This is a genomic window from Neobacillus niacini NBRC 15566 (genome assembly GCF_001591505.1).
GTDB classification, from domain to species: Bacteria; Bacillota; Bacilli; order Bacillales; family Cytobacillaceae; genus Neobacillus; species Neobacillus niacini.
This window is the reverse complement of record NZ_BCVA01000024.1, coordinates 68,724-86,186: the sequence shown is the minus strand read 5'-3', so window position 1 is coordinate 86,186 and position 17,463 is coordinate 68,724. Positions and strand designations below refer to the sequence as shown.

Genomic DNA, 17,463 nt, shown 5'->3' with positions numbered 1-17,463 from the left:
GAGCAATTTTTAAAATCATTAATGAGCTCGTCCTGTTTAAGCGGCTCAAAAGCGACCTCTTTAATTTAACATATTCCTCAATTCGATGTCAACAACTTTTTAAAAAACTTTTTTTGTTGTGTGACCCTCTCGGTGAGGACGAGATTTAATATATCATGTTACAAAAATGTTTGCAATATAATTTATAAAGTTTTTTTCTTTCAATGTATTTCAGCTGAAATAAACAACAATTCACTTTAGCTGATTTAGAGAGGAAAAGAATATCTAAAAACTAAATATAAGTCAACTTGGAGATCGACTCATAAAATCAGCGTTTCATGTATATGTAATTAGAGAAGGCCCAAAGTTAACTATACGGGAGTCTGTAACACTATTTTATCCACTGTTATTTTTGTAATAGGAAGTTTTTCTTTTTTTAACATAGCGGGGATGTCGTATAATAGTAATGACTGTTTACCTTTTGATTTTAAACCTATTAGTAATGGACGTGAAGCCAATGGAGAATATTGATTACGATATTTTAGTAAAGCTCGGTATCTCAGCTGTTTTGGGACTGATTATTGGACTAGAACGTGAATTAAAGCGAAAACCAGTAGGACTTAAAACAAGTCTTGTCATTTCTGTCGTGAGTTGCCTGCTAACTATTGTCTCAATTGAGTCAGCTTATATGTTTCCTGATTCTGACCATGTAAGAATTACAATGGATCCTCTCCGTTTAGCTGCACAAATCGTTTCCGGGATTGGCTTTCTAGGTGCAGGTGTAATCCTTAGAAGGGGAAATGATAGTATTTCAGGATTAACAACAGCTGCGATGATATGGGGTGCAGCCGGAATAGGAATTGCTGTTGGCGCTGGTTTCTTTATTGAAGCCTTTGTCGGTGTTGCCTTACTCATCATAAGTGTCGAATTAGTCCCTTACGTTATGAAATTTATTGGTCCAAAACAATTACGTGAAAAAGAAATAAGTCTTCAATTATTTATCAGAGATAAAATCCAAATTGAAAATGCCATTTCATTTTTAATGGAGAGAAAATATATTATTCGGCGGATTCGTATCAAGGATTTAGACAATGGTGACCATCTGGTTCAAATTTTAGTTGCAGTAGATTACCGTGAAAAAACCACGGAAGTCTATGATTCTGTTTCCAATCTAGACGGAGTTCAAAAGGTGGAAATAGAAAGTATGGGTTAATAATGAAAAAATTGAAAAATACTCTTGCAAGAATGGTATGAGAAAGATATAATTTTTCTTGTATCATATACGGGGGCTTAGCTCAGCTGGGAGAGCGCTTGCATGGCATGCAAGAGGTCGTCGGTTCGATCCCGATAGTCTCCATCTAAAAAACCTTTGCGCTGCAAAGGTTTTTTTCTTTTTATCATCCTATACGTCCACGCTTGGTGTTATCCCCTAATAGGATTTACTATCCATATATTCACAAGGGTTTTTTCCAAAAAAATGAAATTTTTCCTATTGCTTGATTCATTACTCTGCTCCTATAATAATTTACGTAACAAAAAAATGAATATTTAGAAAAATTAATTATCAAGGAGGGGAGATCAGGAATCCTATTCACGCACAATCAGCTTTATCCTTTTTCCTAGTTTATTTGAAATTTTTTAAAATGAGAGGGGGAGCTTCCAATGGAGGCACGAAAACTTACAAGAAATTCTGAAAGCGATTACAGTTCTATCGTCCAATCATCTTCTTTCCAAAAATTACTCTCCGAAAAGAAAAAATTTATCATTCCTATCACGATCTTCTTCTTTTGTTTCTATTTCGCATTACCGATTTTAACTTCCTATTCAACTATATTAAATAACAATTTTATAGGCAGTATTTCATGGGCATGGGTTTTTGCGTTTCTCCAATTCGTTATGACATGGGGATTGTGTATGCTTTACTCCAAAAAAGCAGCGAAATTTGACGATTTAGCAGAAAAGGTCATAAGTGAAGGGGGAACAAACGAATGAATACTGCAGCTTTTACAATGTTTCTTGGTATTGTATTCCTAACTCTAGTAATTACATATTACGCTTCGAAACGTACAAAAAACGCAAGTGAGTTTTACACTGCAGGTGGTGGTCTTACTGGCTGGCAAAATGGATTGGCCATTGCAGGTGATTATATGTCTGCTGCCTCTTTTCTAGGTATTGCCGGCGCGGTGGCCTTAACAGGATTTGATGGATTCTTTTATAGTATTGGGTTTTTAGTGGCATATTTAGTTGTTTTATATTTGGTGGCAGAACCTCTGCGTAATCTAGGAAAATATACATTCGCTGATATGATCGCAGCGCGCTTTGATGCCAAAAAGGTTCGTGGCTTTGCTGCCATGAACACCATAACCATTTCTATCTTTTATATGATTGCTCAGCTTGTTGGAGCTGGTGCACTTATTAAGTTGTTATTAGGTTTGGAATATACTACATCTGTTTTAATTGTTGGGGTATTAATGACGGTTTACGTAATTTTTGGAGGTATGCATGCAACAAGCTGGGTTCAAATTATTAAAGCTGTCCTTTTGATGGGAGGTACCTTCTTAATTTCGATTGTTGTTTTTGCTAAATTTAACTTTAGTATAACGGATATGTTTGATCAAATGAAAACAGCGACTCCGTTAAAAGAAGCGTTCTTAAATCCAGGGGTAAAATACAAGGATGGTATAGACACCCTTTCATTAAATATGGGACTAGTTTTAGGGACCGCTGGACTTCCTCATATTCTTGTACGTTTCTTTACGGTTAAAGATGCAAAGACCGCTCGAAGTTCAGTTGTATATGCAACTTGGATCATTGGGATATTTTACGTGATGACCATTTTTCTTGGCTTTGGTGCTGCTGCATTTGTTGGAACAACTGATATCGTGGCTGCAAATGCAGCTGGAAATATGGCAGCTCCGCTTTTGGCACAGGCACTTGGCGGGAATATGCTGTTTGCGTTTATTTCGGCAGTGGCATTTGCTACAATCCTTGCCGTCGTAGCTGGTCTTGTTCTAACAGCAGCATCGGCTTTTGCGCATGATTTCTACAACGAAATTCTTAAAAAAGGAAAAGCTACAGAAAAACAACAGGTTAGTATGGCACGTTGGGCCGCAATTGGTGTGTCTGTGCTTTCCATTATTCTAGCTTTAGGTGCTCAAACACTTAATGTTGCCTTCCTAGTGTCACTGGCATTCGCTGTAGCTGCAAGCGCAAATTTACCGGTTATAATTTATACTATTTACTGGAAACGTTTTAATACTACAGGAGCCATTTGGGCCATGTCGGTTGGACTTATTTCAGCAATTGGACTTGTCATCATCAGCCCTAATGTTTTCAGTCCTGAAGTTGGAAAGGCCATTTTCGTAGGGAACCCGCTTTTCCCGTATACAACACCAGGTATTGTATCTATACCATTAGGGTTTCTTGCAGGATACCTAGGAACGAAACTCTCCAGCCAAAAAGCTGACTTGAAGAAATACGATGAAGTTTTAGTTAAATCAAATTTAGGGATTGGACAATAATCAAACAAGGGACTGAATATACATCCAGTCCCTTGTTTTTATTTACTTCGTTTATTCCTCGCTGATCCAGTGGTGCTTCTGTTCTTATCCCTTTTGCCACTTGCCAGATTGGATGTAGTTTGCCTGCTCTTTGTATCTTTGGAATTTCCACTATTCCTAGACGAAGCTTTGGGCTTACTATCCCTCCTAGTAGAACTGGCAGCTCTATGTTTTTTACCTTTATTTCCATGAGAAGTTGTTGGCTTGGATGATTCTTGGTTATCTTTTTGATTTATTCCAGTGTTACCGATGTTTTGTTTCTGAATCGTAATATTTAGTTCTTTTTCGATCAAATCTAAGGTAGGTCGATCATCTGATGAGTATAAAGTAATCGCCACTCCCTTTGTACCTGCTCTTCCGGTTCTTCCAATTCGATGGACAAAGCTTTCGGAATCCTGCGGGATGTCATAGTTAAATACGTGTGTTACCCCTTCAACATCCAGCCCCCTTGCTGCGACATCAGTAGCGATCAGTAATTGAATTTCCCCATCCCTGAATCGTTTCATCACTTGCTCTCGTTTAGCTTGTGATAGATCACCGTGCAGCTCATCACACAAAAACTTATGGGATCTTAAAACTTCATATAACTTTGAAACTCTTCTCTTTGTTCTACAGAAAATAACCGCTAAATAAGGTCGATGTGTTTCAACCAAACTTATTAGTGTTGCCTGCTTAGCCCTATCAATGGTATGAATGGCAATCAACTTAACATTTTCAGCAGGACCTTGAGTTTTTTCAACTTGGATATATTGTGGGTTACGCATGTGCTTATTAGCTAAAGTTCTTATTTCTTCTGGCATAGTAGCAGAAAAAAGCATGGTTTGCCGATTATTAGGTGTTTCACTGATAATATCGACCACTTCATTCAAAAAACCAATGTGAAGCATTTGGTCTGCTTCATCAAGAACTAGAAAAGAAACATCTGATAATTGAATGGTCCCTCTGCCAATGTGGTCTAAGAGCCGTCCTGGAGTGCCAACTACAATCTGAACATTTTTCTTTAACTTTCTTAACTGTTTATCAACATCTTGTCCTCCATAAACAGCAAGTACATCGACTCCTGGATTATCATCCGTTAACTTTTGAAATTCATCTGTAATTTGCAAAGCTAATTCTCTAGTCGGTGTAACAACTAGAGCTTGTACATGTGAAGCCTGCGGATTTATTTTTTCTAGAATTGGCAGTATGAAAGCATATGTCTTTCCTGTCCCTGTTTGGGCTTGGGCAATGACATCCTTTCCATCCATTACAATTGGTATTGATTTTTCTTGGATTGGTGTAGGTTGGGCAACACCATAACTTCTTAATTTATTTACAATTGGCTCAGAAATACCGAGTGTTTTAAAATCAGGCAAAAAAATCCCTACTTTCTCTCTCTAACAAAATTGTGTCTTATTAATATTGAGTGTTTAACAATGAAATAGCAATTATTCTTTTTTAAAAGCAAAAAAGACCTTATCCAAAGAAAGGTCTTTTAGCGTTTTTCAATATAGTAATAACTGCTTTCACCGAAGTCTTTCCGGTCTAGCAATAGATGTGTTTCGATTTTGCACCAGGAGGGAAGTTTTTCTTTTAAACCTGGTTCAGTGGATATGATTTCGAGTATATGTCCCTTATTCAAATTCTTCATTGTGGAGGAAAGTTTACTAACAAGTTCTTCATATCCTGTTTTACCTGCGTCATAGATAAGGTCTGGTACAAATTGGAGTGACATCCATTCAGCTCCTGTCATAGTATTACTTTCATTATAAAAAAATGATATGATGAGATAAATTCAATTTATCTATTCTATCAATGGTTTTAAATCGGTATTTTAAATAGTAAAAGGGGGAATAACCCATGGATTTACACCAATTGTTTGTATTTACGAAAGTAGTTGAGCATAAAAGCTTCTCAAAAGCTGCTGAAGATATATTTTTAAGTCAATCCACCGTTAGTTCACATATTCAAGCATTAGAAAGAACGTTGAATGTAAGTCTATTTGATCGGGTTGGGAGAGAAATCATTCTTACACCATCCGGCGAACGCTTGTATCAATGGGCTTTAAAACTATTATTACTTAAAGATCAGGCGATGGTGGACTTAAAGGGGGGAGCGACAGATCTTAGAGGAATGATTCGAATTGGCGCGAGTTCCGTTCCCGGGCAATTTATGATTCCAAAAATGGTAAAGCAATTTAGAGAACAATATCCAAATGCAACATTTCATATAAATCAAGCTTCATCAAAAAACGTAGCTGATAAGGTCTTAAATGGCTCTGTTGATTTCGGGATACTAGGTGAAAAATACGAAAATGATAAGCTATGCTATATTCCTTTACTGAAGGAAAACTTAGTGCTTATCACATCAAAGAAATCAAACATTGTTGGTCCTGTGTTTATTCAAGACCTTCTAAATCACCCATTTATCATGAGAAACTCTGACTCGGGAACCAACTCACTAATTGAGAAATTTCTGAAGAAAAATAAAATATCAAAGGATCGAATGAATATTGTTGCGTATACAGAAAATGGACAAAGTCTGATTCAGTTTGTACTCCAAAATATCGGTATTGCAATTATTTCGGAAATGGCAGCAAGAGAATACTATGATAAAAATTTATTAATGATTCATCATATTAATGAATTTGATGAGGAACGATATTTCTATTTAGTTTATAACCTTCAAAAAACACAATCAATGATATCCAAATTGTTTATTGAGAGTGCACATGAGCTTATTAAACCAGTTTAGGTAAAAAAACAGACAGAAAAGGCTGGAAATATCCCAGCCGCTTTTTTGTTTACGGTTTAAGAATTACTTTTATACAATCTTCCGTCTTTGTATCAAACACTTCATATCCATGTTTTGCCTGCTCTAGCGGTAATACATGGGTAATGATGTCACTAATATCAATCTTTCTTTGGTTAATCATGTCATAGAGATATGACATATAAGGAATAACTGGAGCCTGTCCTGTTTTAAGATCAATGTTACGTTGAAAGAGGTCACCTAGTGGAAATGCATTATATCTTCCTCCGTAAACACCTGTTAGTTGTATCGTTCCACCTTTTCTAACTGCTTGGCTGGCAATCACAATAGCTCCCATTGCACCTCCATGAAGCTTCATTCCCGTTGCTAAAAACTCCATCGGTGTCATTTTCCCATCCATTCCGACTGCGTCGATTACAATGTCTGCTCCACCCTGGGTAATTTCTAGCAAATAATCACCCACATTTTCATGGTCCTCGAAATTAACAATTTCCACTTTGTTTGTGCGTTTTGCATGCTGCAGACGATAACTAATATAATCAACAGCAATGACTCTTTTCGCACCTTTTAACCAGGCAAACTTTTGTGCAAGCAATCCTACTGGGCCGAACCCTAATACGATTACGGTGTCGTCAGGCTTTACCCCGGCATGGTCAACACTCCAATAGGCAGTCGGCGCCGCGTCAGCAAGCAGGACAAGTTTCTCGTCTTCTACTTCACAATTTTCCGGTATTTTAAATGGCGTGAAATTTCCAAAAGGAACCCTCATATACTCCGCCTGCCCGCCAGCATAACCGCCAGTTGTTTCCGAATAGCCGAAAAAGCCGCTTCCTTGACCATGAGGATTGCCATTGTCACATTGACTGGTTAGGTCGTGGGTACAATACCAGCAATGACCGCAGCTTACGTTAAACGGGATGATGACTCGATCCCCTTTTTTTAATTTCGTTACCTCAGGTCCCACCGCCTCGACAATCCCCATAGGCTCATGTCCGATTACATAGTCTGTTGGCAAATTCGGAATCATTGCATGAATCAAATGTAAATCAGATCCGCAAATGGCTGAGGAAGTAACCTTAACAATAATATCATCTGAATTTTTAATACTCGGATCTTTTACTTCTCTAACCTCTACATTCTTTATTCCTTGATATGTAACTGCCTTCATCTCATTCCCCTCCTTTTATTGGTTTGGTGTTGCAAACATGCCCTGACGATCAGTATCGTTAGGGTAAAGGTTTAGTTGTGCAATCTGTACTGCTGTCTCTGCAGCCTTCATATCGACGGGATACTGCTCTTTAAAGTTATGCGGATGCAGCCAGCCTTTCTTAATCATTAAATCAGCAATTTCTGTATGCAAATCGATGGCTGATTCCATTTGCTTATGAAATATTCTTCTAAGTTCTGGATTTGCCGTCTCTGTAATGGCAAAACCATAGTTGCGAAAACCATTTTTTACAGTTAATAAAAAATCCATAGCGAAGGCAGAATCAGCCAGACTTGGCATACCTTCAGCGTTTCTTGGATCCAAATAATCCTCCATACTTTCCACCTCACTTATTGTAGCAATTGGCTTTTCTTGTAAAAGCTTACGATTTCATTGATATCTTTAATAGAATGCTGTACGTCCTTTTCCATCAGTGCTTTTAACTCATTATCGAAACAGATTCCCTGCATTAATTTTGCATCCACATAACTTGAGTGAACAACTTCAAGTTGATTTGAATGTTAGCGAAACTGCTCTAAAACTCGCCCAGAAATGATGAAAAGGAGAACCACAGGGGTTCTCTTCAGGCCATAAGGAAAATCTAAGCATCTATTATTTTCAAATTAGGGTGCCGAGTGACCGAGGCATGTCATAAAAAAAGATTTGGGTCAATGCAGAGGTGCTGGAAATATAAAAATGTCGAGAAATATCTTTCTCGACAGCCTAAGGAGAACCACGGGGGTTCTCCTTTTATGTTTGATTGTTGAATTCTTTTAGCTTCATTTTATCGATCTTTCCGACATGTGTTTTCGGAAGTTCATTTAGTTGGATGAACTTCTTTGGGATTTTGTATCTTCCTAATTTTTTTTCACAATAATTGAACAGGTCGTCTTCGGAAATATGATGAGAATGTTTAGGTACGATAAAAGCCGTAACAAGTTCCCCCCATTTTTCATCGGGCAGTCCTATTACCGCCACTTCATCAACGCCAGGGTGTGCAGCTACCCAATGTTCAATCTCTAGAGGATAGACATTTTCCCCCCCTGTGATGATCATATCTTTTTTTCTGCCAACAATATAATGGAATCCATCCTCATCCTTCTTTGCTAAGTCTCCGGTACGAACCCAGCCCTCTTTTTTCGTTTCCAAGGTTGCGAGTTCATTATTCCAATAATGTGAAAAAGAATGTTTTCCTTTTATTAAAATTTCTCCGACTTCGTTTACTTTTGCTTCCTGACCATTTTCTTTTACAAGTTTTATTGCATTAAATAACATAGGCTTTCCTACTGAACCGCGTTTCATTTGCGCTTCTTCATGATTTATAAAGAAATTATTAGGACCCGCTTCCGTTAGACCATACCCTTCTTTAAAAGCTAATCCTTTTTTTTGAAAGGCCTCGTATACTTGTAATGGACAAGGTGCCGCACCTGACAAGAAGATTTTCATAGACGGAAAATCACTTTTCTGGAACTCCTCTGTTTGAATGAGTAGATGGTACATGGTTGGCACAAGGAGTATAATCGTGCAGTTGTATCGTTTGATTGAGTGGACCACCTTTTGTCCTGTGTATTGATCACCTATTACCACTGTTCCACCATTCATTAAGATTGGCAAAGATAGAGCATTTAGCCCGCCTGTATGAAACATCGGCATATAGTTGATGGTGACGTCCTCTTCGGTCAAGTTCCAACTTAGAATGGTATTAATCGCATTCCATTGAATGGATTGGTGACTTAATACGACTCCTTTTGGTTTTCCTGTCGTTCCTCCAGTATAGATCATTGCCAATGGTTCATGGTCGGATATACCTTCGGTAAATGGTTGGAAATTTACTGAATTCACGATCTCATCGTAATTTGCACCCCCAACATAAAAAGATTGAGGTATAGCAGTTTCTAACGAGATAAACATTTCCTCGAACTTTTGGTGAACCCCAAGCAATACAGGTGTACAATCCAACAAGATTTCATGTAATTCATGGACTGACAGACGCCAATTTAACGGGACAAAAATGGCACCAATTTTCCCACAGGCGAAGAGCAAATCAAAATAACAAATGTCATTTGGCGACAATAGTGCTATTCGATCACCTTTTTTCACCCCTTGACTTTTTAACCAGCCCGCCACTGCGGATGAACGATTATTTAATTGTTTATAAGTCCATTTGATATTGTTATTTTCTAGAATTACTGCATGTTTATTTGGGGATAGTCTTGCTCTATTTTCCAGCCAATCGAGTTCCCACCTCACACCACAATCGCTCCTTCACAACTAGATGAAAACATCTTACTGAAAAGTAGTTACATCAAAGTTACATGAATAATAAAAAAAAAACAAAAACGACCCATGAAAAGGTCGTTTTTGGTTACATCATGATTCCGCCGTCTACATGAAGGACTGTTCCGTTTACATAGTTTGATTCATCTGATGCTAGAAACAGGTAGGCGTTTGCGATATCTTCTGGCTTCCCCAATCTTGCTAAAGGTACCATTTGTTTCATTTGGTCTAATATTTTTTCGGGAACTTTTGCAGTCATTCCCGTTTCGATAAAACCAGGTGCCACCGCATTCACATTTATTCCTTTACGCCCCAGCTCTTTGGCCCATGTTTTCGTCATACCAACAACACCAGCTTTAGTCGCTGCATAATTCGTTTGACCGATATTGCCATACACACCTGAAACGGAAGATGTATTAATGATCTTTCCTTTTCCATTTTCAAGCATTGATGGTAAAACAGCCTGTGTACAGTGAAATACCCCTGTAAGATTAACATCCACAACTGCTTTGAAATCCTCGGCACTTAATTTAGAAAGCATGGCATCTTTTGTGATCCCCGCATTATTGATAAGGATACTGATGTTGCCGTATGTTTCTCTGACTTTTTCAACCATTTCATCCACATTTGAACGCTCTGCAACATTTACCTGAAAAAAAGTCACTTCATAGCCCTTTTTTCTTAATTCCTGTGCCCTTTTTTCTCCTTGTTCCACATTAAAGTCTGCCATGGCAACCTTTGCGCCTTCTTTAGCAAAAGTCTCCGCTGCAGTGTATCCAATACCGTTAGCTGCTCCAGTTATGATGGCCACTTTATCTGTTAATCTCATTTGAACACCTCAGTATTTAGGAATTTAGTAACCTCTTTTAATAATTGCGGTAAGTCGTCAATAAGTGGTGAATGACCACAATCTTTTAACTCAACGAATTTTGCTTTTGGTCCTAAATCCTCTACCAATTCTTTCGTCATCTCAGCAGTAACCACGAAATCACGTTCTCCTCTTAACACTAGAACAGGTACATTGATGTTATCCACTAGTCCGTTTCCTTCTACAAGCCCATTATGATGATGACTAATATTAAAAGTATTGTTAGAATGATGGACCTCTGCTAAGTTTCGCTGGGTTCTCATATCCTGAACATACTCATCATAAAGGTCTGGAGCCGGCTGATTTTTTGTATAGATGACAGCGTTCCATATCAGTTTCAATAATTCAACGTTATTTGTGTCATAGGCTGCCTGAACAGGTAAGGTTCTAATTAAATCGCGTTTAATATCCTCATAGGATGAAAATCTTCGAGGTACATCATTCTCACTAAGTTTTCCGTCAAATGGATAGCCCCTGGTAGATTCTGAGGCTAGCAATATCAGCTTATTGCAATATCCTTGGTAATCAGCAGCAAATTGCATGGCGACAGCACCGCCAGTGGACCAGCCAACAATCGCGAAATCCTTTAAGTCAATCTCATCCACGAAGAGCTTAACATCATCTGAAAAATCTTTAATGGATGTGATAGGTTTATTGTAGCTTGATAAACCAAACCCGCGTAAATCCAAGGCATATAACTTATATTCTTCAGGCATATTATCCAGTATAAGGTCCCAATGTTTAGAAGAAGTCATATTACCGTGAATGAGTAAAACCTTTTTTTCTCCGCCTTCCCGCTCACGATAGGCAATCGTTTCCCCATTTGTTAACTGTACCTCTTTTATTCCTACATTCGCCATTATCTCACCTTCCCCCATTTTATTGCAGTGGCTCCCCATGCATATCCAATCCCGGCACTAACGAAAACGACTAGGTCCCCTTCTTTTACCTTCCCCTCTTTTAGTGCAAGCTCTAATGATAAAATCTGATCAATTTGACCGATATGTCCGTAGTCCTCAAGATAAATCGATTGCTCCGGGGATAATCCTAATTCTTTTAATACATATTCATGTGCAGACTTTTTCATGTGAAGCATGGCAATATATGAAATATCTTCGTCTTTATAACCACTCTTACTGACGGATTCTTTGATTACTTTAATAAAATTATCCATTGATTTTTGTTCTAAACGCCGTTTCATTCCCTCTGGGTCAAGGACATCCAGCATATTTAAGCGCTGCTCGATAGCTTCTTTTGTGATGGGATGTTTTGTACCGCCAGAAACGACCACCACATCTTCTGAAAAGGAACCGTCCGTTACAAGTTCCGTTTCTAACAAGATGTTCTCGTTATGGTCTTTTTTCAACAGAATCGCCCCGCCGCCTGCACTTAGGTTATACATAAAACGAGTACGTGGGTTCTGGTAGTCGATGAAATCCACATTTCGGTATCCTCCTGCCAGCAAGACGGTGTTAATTGTTGAATCTGCCATCATCAAGCTTTTTGCCACTTTAAGCGCCATAACGGTCGTTCCACATCGTAAGGCCACATCAAATGCCCATGCATTTAAGGCTCCGATTGCTTCCTGAAGTTTGATTCCAGCTGTCCAAAGCGGATATTCCTTATGCTCCTCGCCAATATAAATGACAACATCAATTTCCAACGGGTCTATACTTGCTCTTTCAATCGCCTGCTTAGCAGCAATTATCCCCATTTCACAAGTATGATCAGCAGGTCCTGGTACATGTTTCTTCTTTATCCCCATCTTTTCTTCGACAACATGTGTGGGGATACCTGCTATTTCCGCGATCTCTTTACCTGTCATAAATTCATCTGGAAGGTAGAGACCTGTACTAACAATACCAATCCTCATAACCCTCACCTCCTCAACTATGAGTCTTCTACCATTGACTTCATATATGCAGTAGCTTCTTCAATTGTCTCAAATAATGTTTCCCGATCTTCTTGAACATGGGTAACTTTAATTCTCCATTGTTTTCTGCCCGTCTCTTTTTCCACTGCAGCTAATTGAAAACGAACGACAAAGGATGCAATTTGTAAAGACTCCATTTAGCCTCCCCCTACCCTGCTAAATTTTCTTTATTCTTAGCAGATTCCTGTTTTCTTCGTTTCCAGGTGAATTTTTTTAGTGTCCCCACGATACCAAGAGGGAAGAAAATGACAACTAGAATATAAATAATGCCAAAGAATATAATCCAACGTTCAAAAATCCAGTGCTCTTTTGCCAGTTCAGTTAACCCATCATGAGCAAATTCGATTAAACCTGCACCAATAATGGCGCCCACTAAGGTCCCTACACCACCAATAATGGTCATTAATAAAGCATCTAAGGTGATATCCATTGTAAATACACTCGTATTCACATATCGGAGTGACATTGCATAAAAGATACCCGCTATTCCTGCTAATACCCCTGCAACAACACTTGCTGCAATCTTATAATGTAGTACTTGATAACCTAGTGATTCGGTTCGTTGTTCATTTTCTCGAATTGCCTGCAAGACTCTCCCAAGCGGGGAGTTGGTGAAACGTTTTAGGATCATAAATACAGCTATCATGGAGAGTAAACAAATGATGTAAAAGTTAGTCCGGTCAATAAAAACTTCTGGAACGCGGAAAGTAAACCCATCATTTCCGAACGTTAATGTCCTCCATTTTTCCGCTAATACTAAAAATAATCCTGCTAACGCCATTGTTAACATCGCGTAAAAATGGCTTTTCAAACGGAGAGTAAGCAAACCTACAATAAAACTTACAATCGCAGTAATGAGAATGGTTGCAAGTACCGCATAAAGAAAATGAAGCATCGTAGGTTCAAAACGCTTCATGAATATCCCAATTGAATAGGCCCCGATACCAAAAAACATCGCATGACCAAAAGAAACAATTCCGGTAAAACCTAATAATAAGTCATAACTCATCGCTAGGATGGCAAACACAAAAATTTGAGTCAACAGGATTAACATATTTCTAGATTCATAGACAAAAGGCAAGAGCAACAGAAAAGCAGCAATGATGACATAAATAGCATTCACTCGATTATTAATAATCCATTTCATCCTCTCACCCCTTCCCGCCAAATAATCCCTGTGGCTTTACAATCAAGACAACAGCCATTAAAAGCATATTTACTGCTAATGATAATTCCGGTACATAATAAGCCATGAACGAACCAGACAGTCCAACTAAAATGGCTGCCATAACAGACCCTGTGAAATTCCCCATCCCGCCAATAACAACGACGATAAAGGCTAATATCGCAAATTCCATACCCATTCCAGCATGAATAACGCCAGAGTATGGTCCGAAAAGAACTCCTCCCAGTGCGGCCATTCCAGAACCAATCATAAATACAAACATAAATATCTTTTTAATATTTATTCCCAATGCCTGCACCATTTCCTTATTCATAACCCCTGCCCGGACCACCAAACCAATTTTTGTCTTTTTGAGTAAGAATTGCACACCAGCAAAAACCAGTAATCCTACTGCTATGATGAATACTCGATATTTAATGATAATCATATTGCCAATTTCCCAGCTGCCTTGTAAATACTTTGGAGGATTAGCCGTCAATTGGTTAGGTCCCCAAATTACTTTAAGCATCTCAGATAAAACCAACATGAGGCCAAGCGTAATTAAAATTTGCTGAATATGGTTTCCATAAACGGGTTTGATAATCCACTTTTCAGTAATCATCCCCAGTATAAAACCTGCTAGAATGGCACCAATAATACCGATTACAAAGCTTCCCGTAGTAGTATATATCCAGATGCCACTGTAGGCACCCCAGGCAAACAATCCGCCATGAGCAAAGTTAAGTACATCCATCAATCCAAAGATAAGCGTTAAGCCTGCAGCCAATAGGAAGATCAGCATGCCTGTTGCCAATCCGTTTAATGTCAAATTGAATAGTAGCTCCATTCAAACTTTCCTCCTTTCCTAAGCAATTCCTAAATACTTTCGTTTCATTTCCTCATCTTCTTTTAACTGCTTCATTAAACCATTGCTAACACTTCTTCCATCATCAATAATGTAAAAACAATCACCGATTGTGCTAGCCATATAAAAATTTTGTTCAACCAAGACAATAGTGGTTTGTTCCTTCATTTGCATAATAGACTCCATTACTTTCTCAACAACTATTGGTGCCAATCCTTTACTAGGTTCATCGATTAATAACAGTTCATTTTCATTCACATAGGCTCTGGCGATTGAAAGCATTTGTTTTTGGCCGCCGCTCAGTAAGCCCCCAGGCTTTTTCCAGAACTTTTTTAAATCAGGAAATAGAGTTAATATATAGTCAAGCCGTTTATGGGTTTCTTCGTTTTCTTTTTGAATGGCTACTTTCATATTTTCTTCGACTGTCAATCCTGCAAAAATCCCTTGGTCTTCTGGAACATATCCAATTCCCTTTTTGGCGATGGTATACGTTGGCAACGATTGGATGGCTTCACCTTTATAGACAATGCTTCCCTTTGAAGCTGGATTTAGCCCCATGATCGTCCGTAATGTTGTTGTTTTTCCTGCGCCATTTCTACCAAGAAGAACCGTAACCTCACCTTTTTTCACTTCAACCGATACGCCTTGTAAAATATGATATTGTCCAATATGCGTCTCAATCTGATTAAGCTTCAGCAGCTCGCTCATCGCTGATACCTCCCAAATAGGCAGATTGGACGGTTTCATTTTTCATAATTTCTTCAGGTGTTCCGTCTGCCAACAGTCTGCCGTTAAATAGCACCATTACAGAGTCTGATAAATCTAATATCATATCCATTTTGTGCTCAATTAATATGATTGTTCGATTCCCTTGTTCCTTTATTCTTCTAATCACTTCTAATATGGCAGGAACATCTTCTAAAGACATACCTGCAGTTGGTTCATCTAGTAATAGTACCTCGGTTTCAAGCGCAAGGAGCATAGCCATTTCTAGCTTTCTTTTTTCACCATGCGCCAAATTGCTCGCCAGTGAGTCCACTTTATCGTCTAACAGCACGAGCCTTAGCCAATCAAGCGCCTTTTGTTCAAATTCATGGTATTTTTTATAATGCCATAACATCTGATAGCGAACGCCGGCTTTGGACTGAACTGCCAGCCTTACATTTTCCAGTACCGTTAAATTAGGAAATACATTTGTAATTTGAAAAGAGCGCCCAATTCCTTCTCTCGTTCGCTTTGTCGAGGAAAGTTTCGTGATATCCTTTCCACGAAAATAAATATTTCCATTCGTAGGTGTTAACTGCCCGCTTAGAAGATTAAAGAATGTTGTTTTTCCAGCACCATTTGGACCAATGATGGATTTAAAGTGTTTTTCAGGAACAGAAATGCTGACAGAATCAACAGCTGTATGTCCACCAAAGGTTATCGATAAATTATCTGTTTCAATTAAAGTTGTCACGCTTTCACCACCGATCAAGTAGATAGAAATAAGGAAGAGGGTGACCAAAAATCAGGTCGAACCCTCATATTTTTATACGAACACCTTTTTAATTACGTACTGGAGGTGCGGTTTCTTCTGGAGTTAATTCTCGCATTAACACAGGGACTGGGTATGGTACGCCATCTTTCTTTTCAAGTTTAATGGCATAGAGTGCTTGAAGGGCCTGATGATCTTCTTTGCGATAGGTCATTTTTCCTTTTGGAGTTTCAAAGCTCATGCCTTCCATTGTCTCTATAAGTTTATCGGCATCTGCGTCTCCTTTTGTTTTCTTTAACGCTTCCACGATTGAAATGGCTGCACTCATACCACCTGGTGTAAATAAGTCAGGGACATCTCCGTTAAAACGCTTCTTATGTTCAGTTACTAACCAATCATTAATTTTATTTTGAGGAAGATCATGATAATAAACAGTAAATCCTTCCATACCAACAAGCGGCTCCATTGTAGCTAAAGCTGCAATGTCAGGTGCACCTGTAGAAATTTTGATTCCTTTATCTTGAACCTTCATATCAGAAATTTGTTTCCAAGGAGAATTAGCACCCGCCCAAACAACAAATAAATAATCTGGCTTTGCATCAATAATTTTTTGAATGTTGGATGTAAAGTCAGTTGCTGCTGGATCGGCATATTCTTCTAATACAATATCTGCACCAAGTTTTTCAGCCGCTTCTTTAAAGGCTGCTACTCCATCACGTCCGAAAGAATAATCTGGAGCCAGGGTAGCTATTTTTACACCTTTACCAGCAATTGCTGCGGCACCCGCTACTGCGTCCTGAGAAGAATTTCGCGCAGAGCGGAAAATATACTTATTGAACTCAGAGCCTGTAATACTATCAGCTGCTGCTGGTTCTACAATCATAATCTTTTGATATTCTTCTGCCAGCGGCAAAACAGCTAATGTATCTGCAGAGCTGGATGATCCTACTAAAAAGTCCACTTTATCTTCTTCCAAAAGCTTGGTTGCTTTTTGAACAGCAACTTCTGGTTTTGTTTCTGTATCTTCTACAACAAACTCAATCTTTCTACCTTCAACCTCCATTGTTCCTTCCGTTGCATATTCAAGTCCAAGTTCAAAACCCCTTAATGTTTGTTTCCCGTAAGATTCTAAAGCACCAGTTGTAGAAGCAAGAACCCCAATTTTAATCGGCTCCTTACTCTCAGCCTTTTCTCCACTCCCCTTTGTATCTCCTTCCGTTTTGTCTGAACTGCATGCAGTAGCAAAAATCATGATAAAAATAAGAAATGCTGCTAAAACTCCTTTTCCACGAAATAACTTCACTTCTTTTCCCCCTTATTTTTTAAAAATAAAATCATTCAAGCTTTGAGTTAATAGTAAAAAAGTAGAGTTACAGAGAAG

General features: G+C 38.5%; 18 protein-coding genes and 1 tRNA gene. 5 read left to right on the top strand and 14 right to left on the bottom strand.

Translation table 11 applies throughout. The features are described 5' to 3' along the window. Positions 1-496: 496 nt before the first annotated feature. The 4 genes from BANA01_RS17320 to BANA01_RS17305 all read left to right on the top strand — a co-directional run bounded on the left by BANA01_RS17320 (position 497) and on the right by BANA01_RS17305 (position 3,500). On the top strand, positions 497-1,192 hold the full coding sequence (locus tag BANA01_RS17320) for an MgtC/SapB family protein (protein ID WP_034676492.1): 696 nt from the start codon (positions 497-499) through the stop codon (positions 1,190-1,192). A 71-nt stretch (positions 1,193-1,263) separates the two neighbouring features. Then, positions 1,264-1,336 (top strand) — tRNA-Ala (locus BANA01_RS17315). Between the two features lie 305 nt (positions 1,337-1,641). Next, positions 1,642-1,971, top strand: a complete 330-nt coding sequence (locus tag BANA01_RS17310; RefSeq protein WP_063254118.1) for a DUF485 domain-containing protein — start codon at positions 1,642-1,644, stop codon at positions 1,969-1,971. After that, positions 1,968-3,500: a solute symporter family protein gene (locus tag BANA01_RS17305; protein WP_063254117.1), complete on the top strand. Its 1,533-nt coding sequence runs from the start codon at positions 1,968-1,970 to the stop codon at positions 3,498-3,500. The genes BANA01_RS17310 and BANA01_RS17305 overlap by 4 nt, the downstream gene beginning before the upstream one ends. 38 nt (positions 3,501-3,538) lie before the next feature. On the opposite strand, the gene BANA01_RS17300 is transcribed toward BANA01_RS17305, so the two are convergent. Beyond that, positions 3,539-4,894 carry a DEAD/DEAH box helicase gene (locus BANA01_RS17300; protein ID WP_063254116.1) on the bottom strand — a complete coding sequence of 452 codons (1,356 nt, stop codon included), beginning with the start codon at positions 4,892-4,894 and terminating at the stop codon, positions 3,539-3,541. Positions 4,895-5,013: 119 nt separating this feature from the next. Further along, a complete protein-coding gene (locus BANA01_RS17295; protein WP_063254115.1) occupies positions 5,014-5,253 on the bottom strand; it encodes a sulfurtransferase TusA family protein in 240 nt (79 codons plus the stop codon). Between the two features lie 125 nt (positions 5,254-5,378). Between BANA01_RS17295 and BANA01_RS17290 the strand changes: the two genes are divergently transcribed. After that, on the top strand, positions 5,379-6,272 hold the full coding sequence (locus BANA01_RS17290) for a selenium metabolism-associated LysR family transcriptional regulator (protein WP_063254114.1): 894 nt from the start codon (positions 5,379-5,381) through the stop codon (positions 6,270-6,272). A gap of 49 nt (positions 6,273-6,321) precedes the next feature. Here the strand turns inward: BANA01_RS17290 and BANA01_RS17285 are convergent, their stop codons facing one another. The 12 genes from BANA01_RS17285 to BANA01_RS17230 all read right to left on the bottom strand — a co-directional run bounded on the left by BANA01_RS17285 (position 6,322) and on the right by BANA01_RS17230 (position 17,334). Continuing rightward, positions 6,322-7,458, bottom strand: coding sequence for a zinc-dependent alcohol dehydrogenase (locus tag BANA01_RS17285; protein ID WP_063254113.1), 1,137 nt, complete (start codon positions 7,456-7,458; stop codon positions 6,322-6,324). 15 nt (positions 7,459-7,473) lie between these two features. Continuing rightward, positions 7,474-7,833: a spore coat protein gene (locus BANA01_RS17280; protein ID WP_063254112.1), complete on the bottom strand. Its 360-nt coding sequence runs from the start codon at positions 7,831-7,833 to the stop codon at positions 7,474-7,476. Positions 7,834-8,247: 414 nt separating this feature from the next. Then, positions 8,248-9,747: an acyl-CoA synthetase gene (locus BANA01_RS17275; RefSeq protein ID WP_063254111.1), complete on the bottom strand. Its 1,500-nt coding sequence runs from the start codon at positions 9,745-9,747 to the stop codon at positions 8,248-8,250. A 115-nt stretch (positions 9,748-9,862) separates the two neighbouring features. Continuing rightward, on the bottom strand, positions 9,863-10,603 hold the full coding sequence (gene fabG, locus BANA01_RS17270; RefSeq protein WP_063254110.1) for a 3-oxoacyl-ACP reductase FabG: 741 nt from the start codon (positions 10,601-10,603) through the stop codon (positions 9,863-9,865). Continuing rightward, the gene (gene phaZ, locus BANA01_RS17265; RefSeq protein WP_174524433.1) at positions 10,600-11,502 is read right to left on the bottom strand and encodes an intracellular short-chain-length polyhydroxyalkanoate depolymerase; all 903 of its coding nucleotides are present in this window, start codon (positions 11,500-11,502) and stop codon (positions 10,600-10,602) included. Before phaZ ends, fabG begins: the two co-directional genes overlap by 4 nt. Beyond that, positions 11,502-12,515 (bottom strand): 3-oxoacyl-ACP synthase, encoded by a 1,014-nt coding sequence (locus tag BANA01_RS17260; protein ID WP_063254108.1) that lies wholly within the window; start codon positions 12,513-12,515, stop codon positions 11,502-11,504. Before BANA01_RS17260 ends, phaZ begins: the two co-directional genes overlap by 1 nt. A gap of 17 nt (positions 12,516-12,532) precedes the next feature. Next, complete coding sequence (locus tag BANA01_RS17255; RefSeq protein WP_063254107.1) at positions 12,533-12,712, bottom strand: hypothetical protein; 180 nt, start codon at positions 12,710-12,712, stop codon at positions 12,533-12,535. Positions 12,713-12,723: 11 nt separating this feature from the next. Further along, positions 12,724-13,722 carry a branched-chain amino acid ABC transporter permease gene (locus tag BANA01_RS17250; protein WP_063254106.1) on the bottom strand — a complete coding sequence of 333 codons (999 nt, stop codon included), beginning with the start codon at positions 13,720-13,722 and terminating at the stop codon, positions 12,724-12,726. 4 nt (positions 13,723-13,726) lie between these two features. Beyond that, positions 13,727-14,587, bottom strand: a complete 861-nt coding sequence (locus tag BANA01_RS17245) for a branched-chain amino acid ABC transporter permease (RefSeq protein ID WP_063254105.1) — start codon at positions 14,585-14,587, stop codon at positions 13,727-13,729. An 18-nt stretch (positions 14,588-14,605) separates the two neighbouring features. Beyond that, on the bottom strand, positions 14,606-15,313 hold the full coding sequence (locus tag BANA01_RS17240) for an ABC transporter ATP-binding protein (RefSeq protein WP_063254104.1): 708 nt from the start codon (positions 15,311-15,313) through the stop codon (positions 14,606-14,608). Further along, a complete protein-coding gene (locus BANA01_RS17235) occupies positions 15,291-16,064 on the bottom strand; it encodes an ABC transporter ATP-binding protein (protein ID WP_063254102.1) in 774 nt (257 codons plus the stop codon). Before BANA01_RS17235 ends, BANA01_RS17240 begins: the two co-directional genes overlap by 23 nt. An 88-nt stretch (positions 16,065-16,152) precedes the next feature. Continuing rightward, entirely contained in the window at positions 16,153-17,334 is a 1,182-nt protein-coding gene (locus BANA01_RS17230; protein WP_063254119.1) for a substrate-binding domain-containing protein, read from the bottom strand. Between the last annotated feature and the right edge of the window lie 129 nt (positions 17,335-17,463).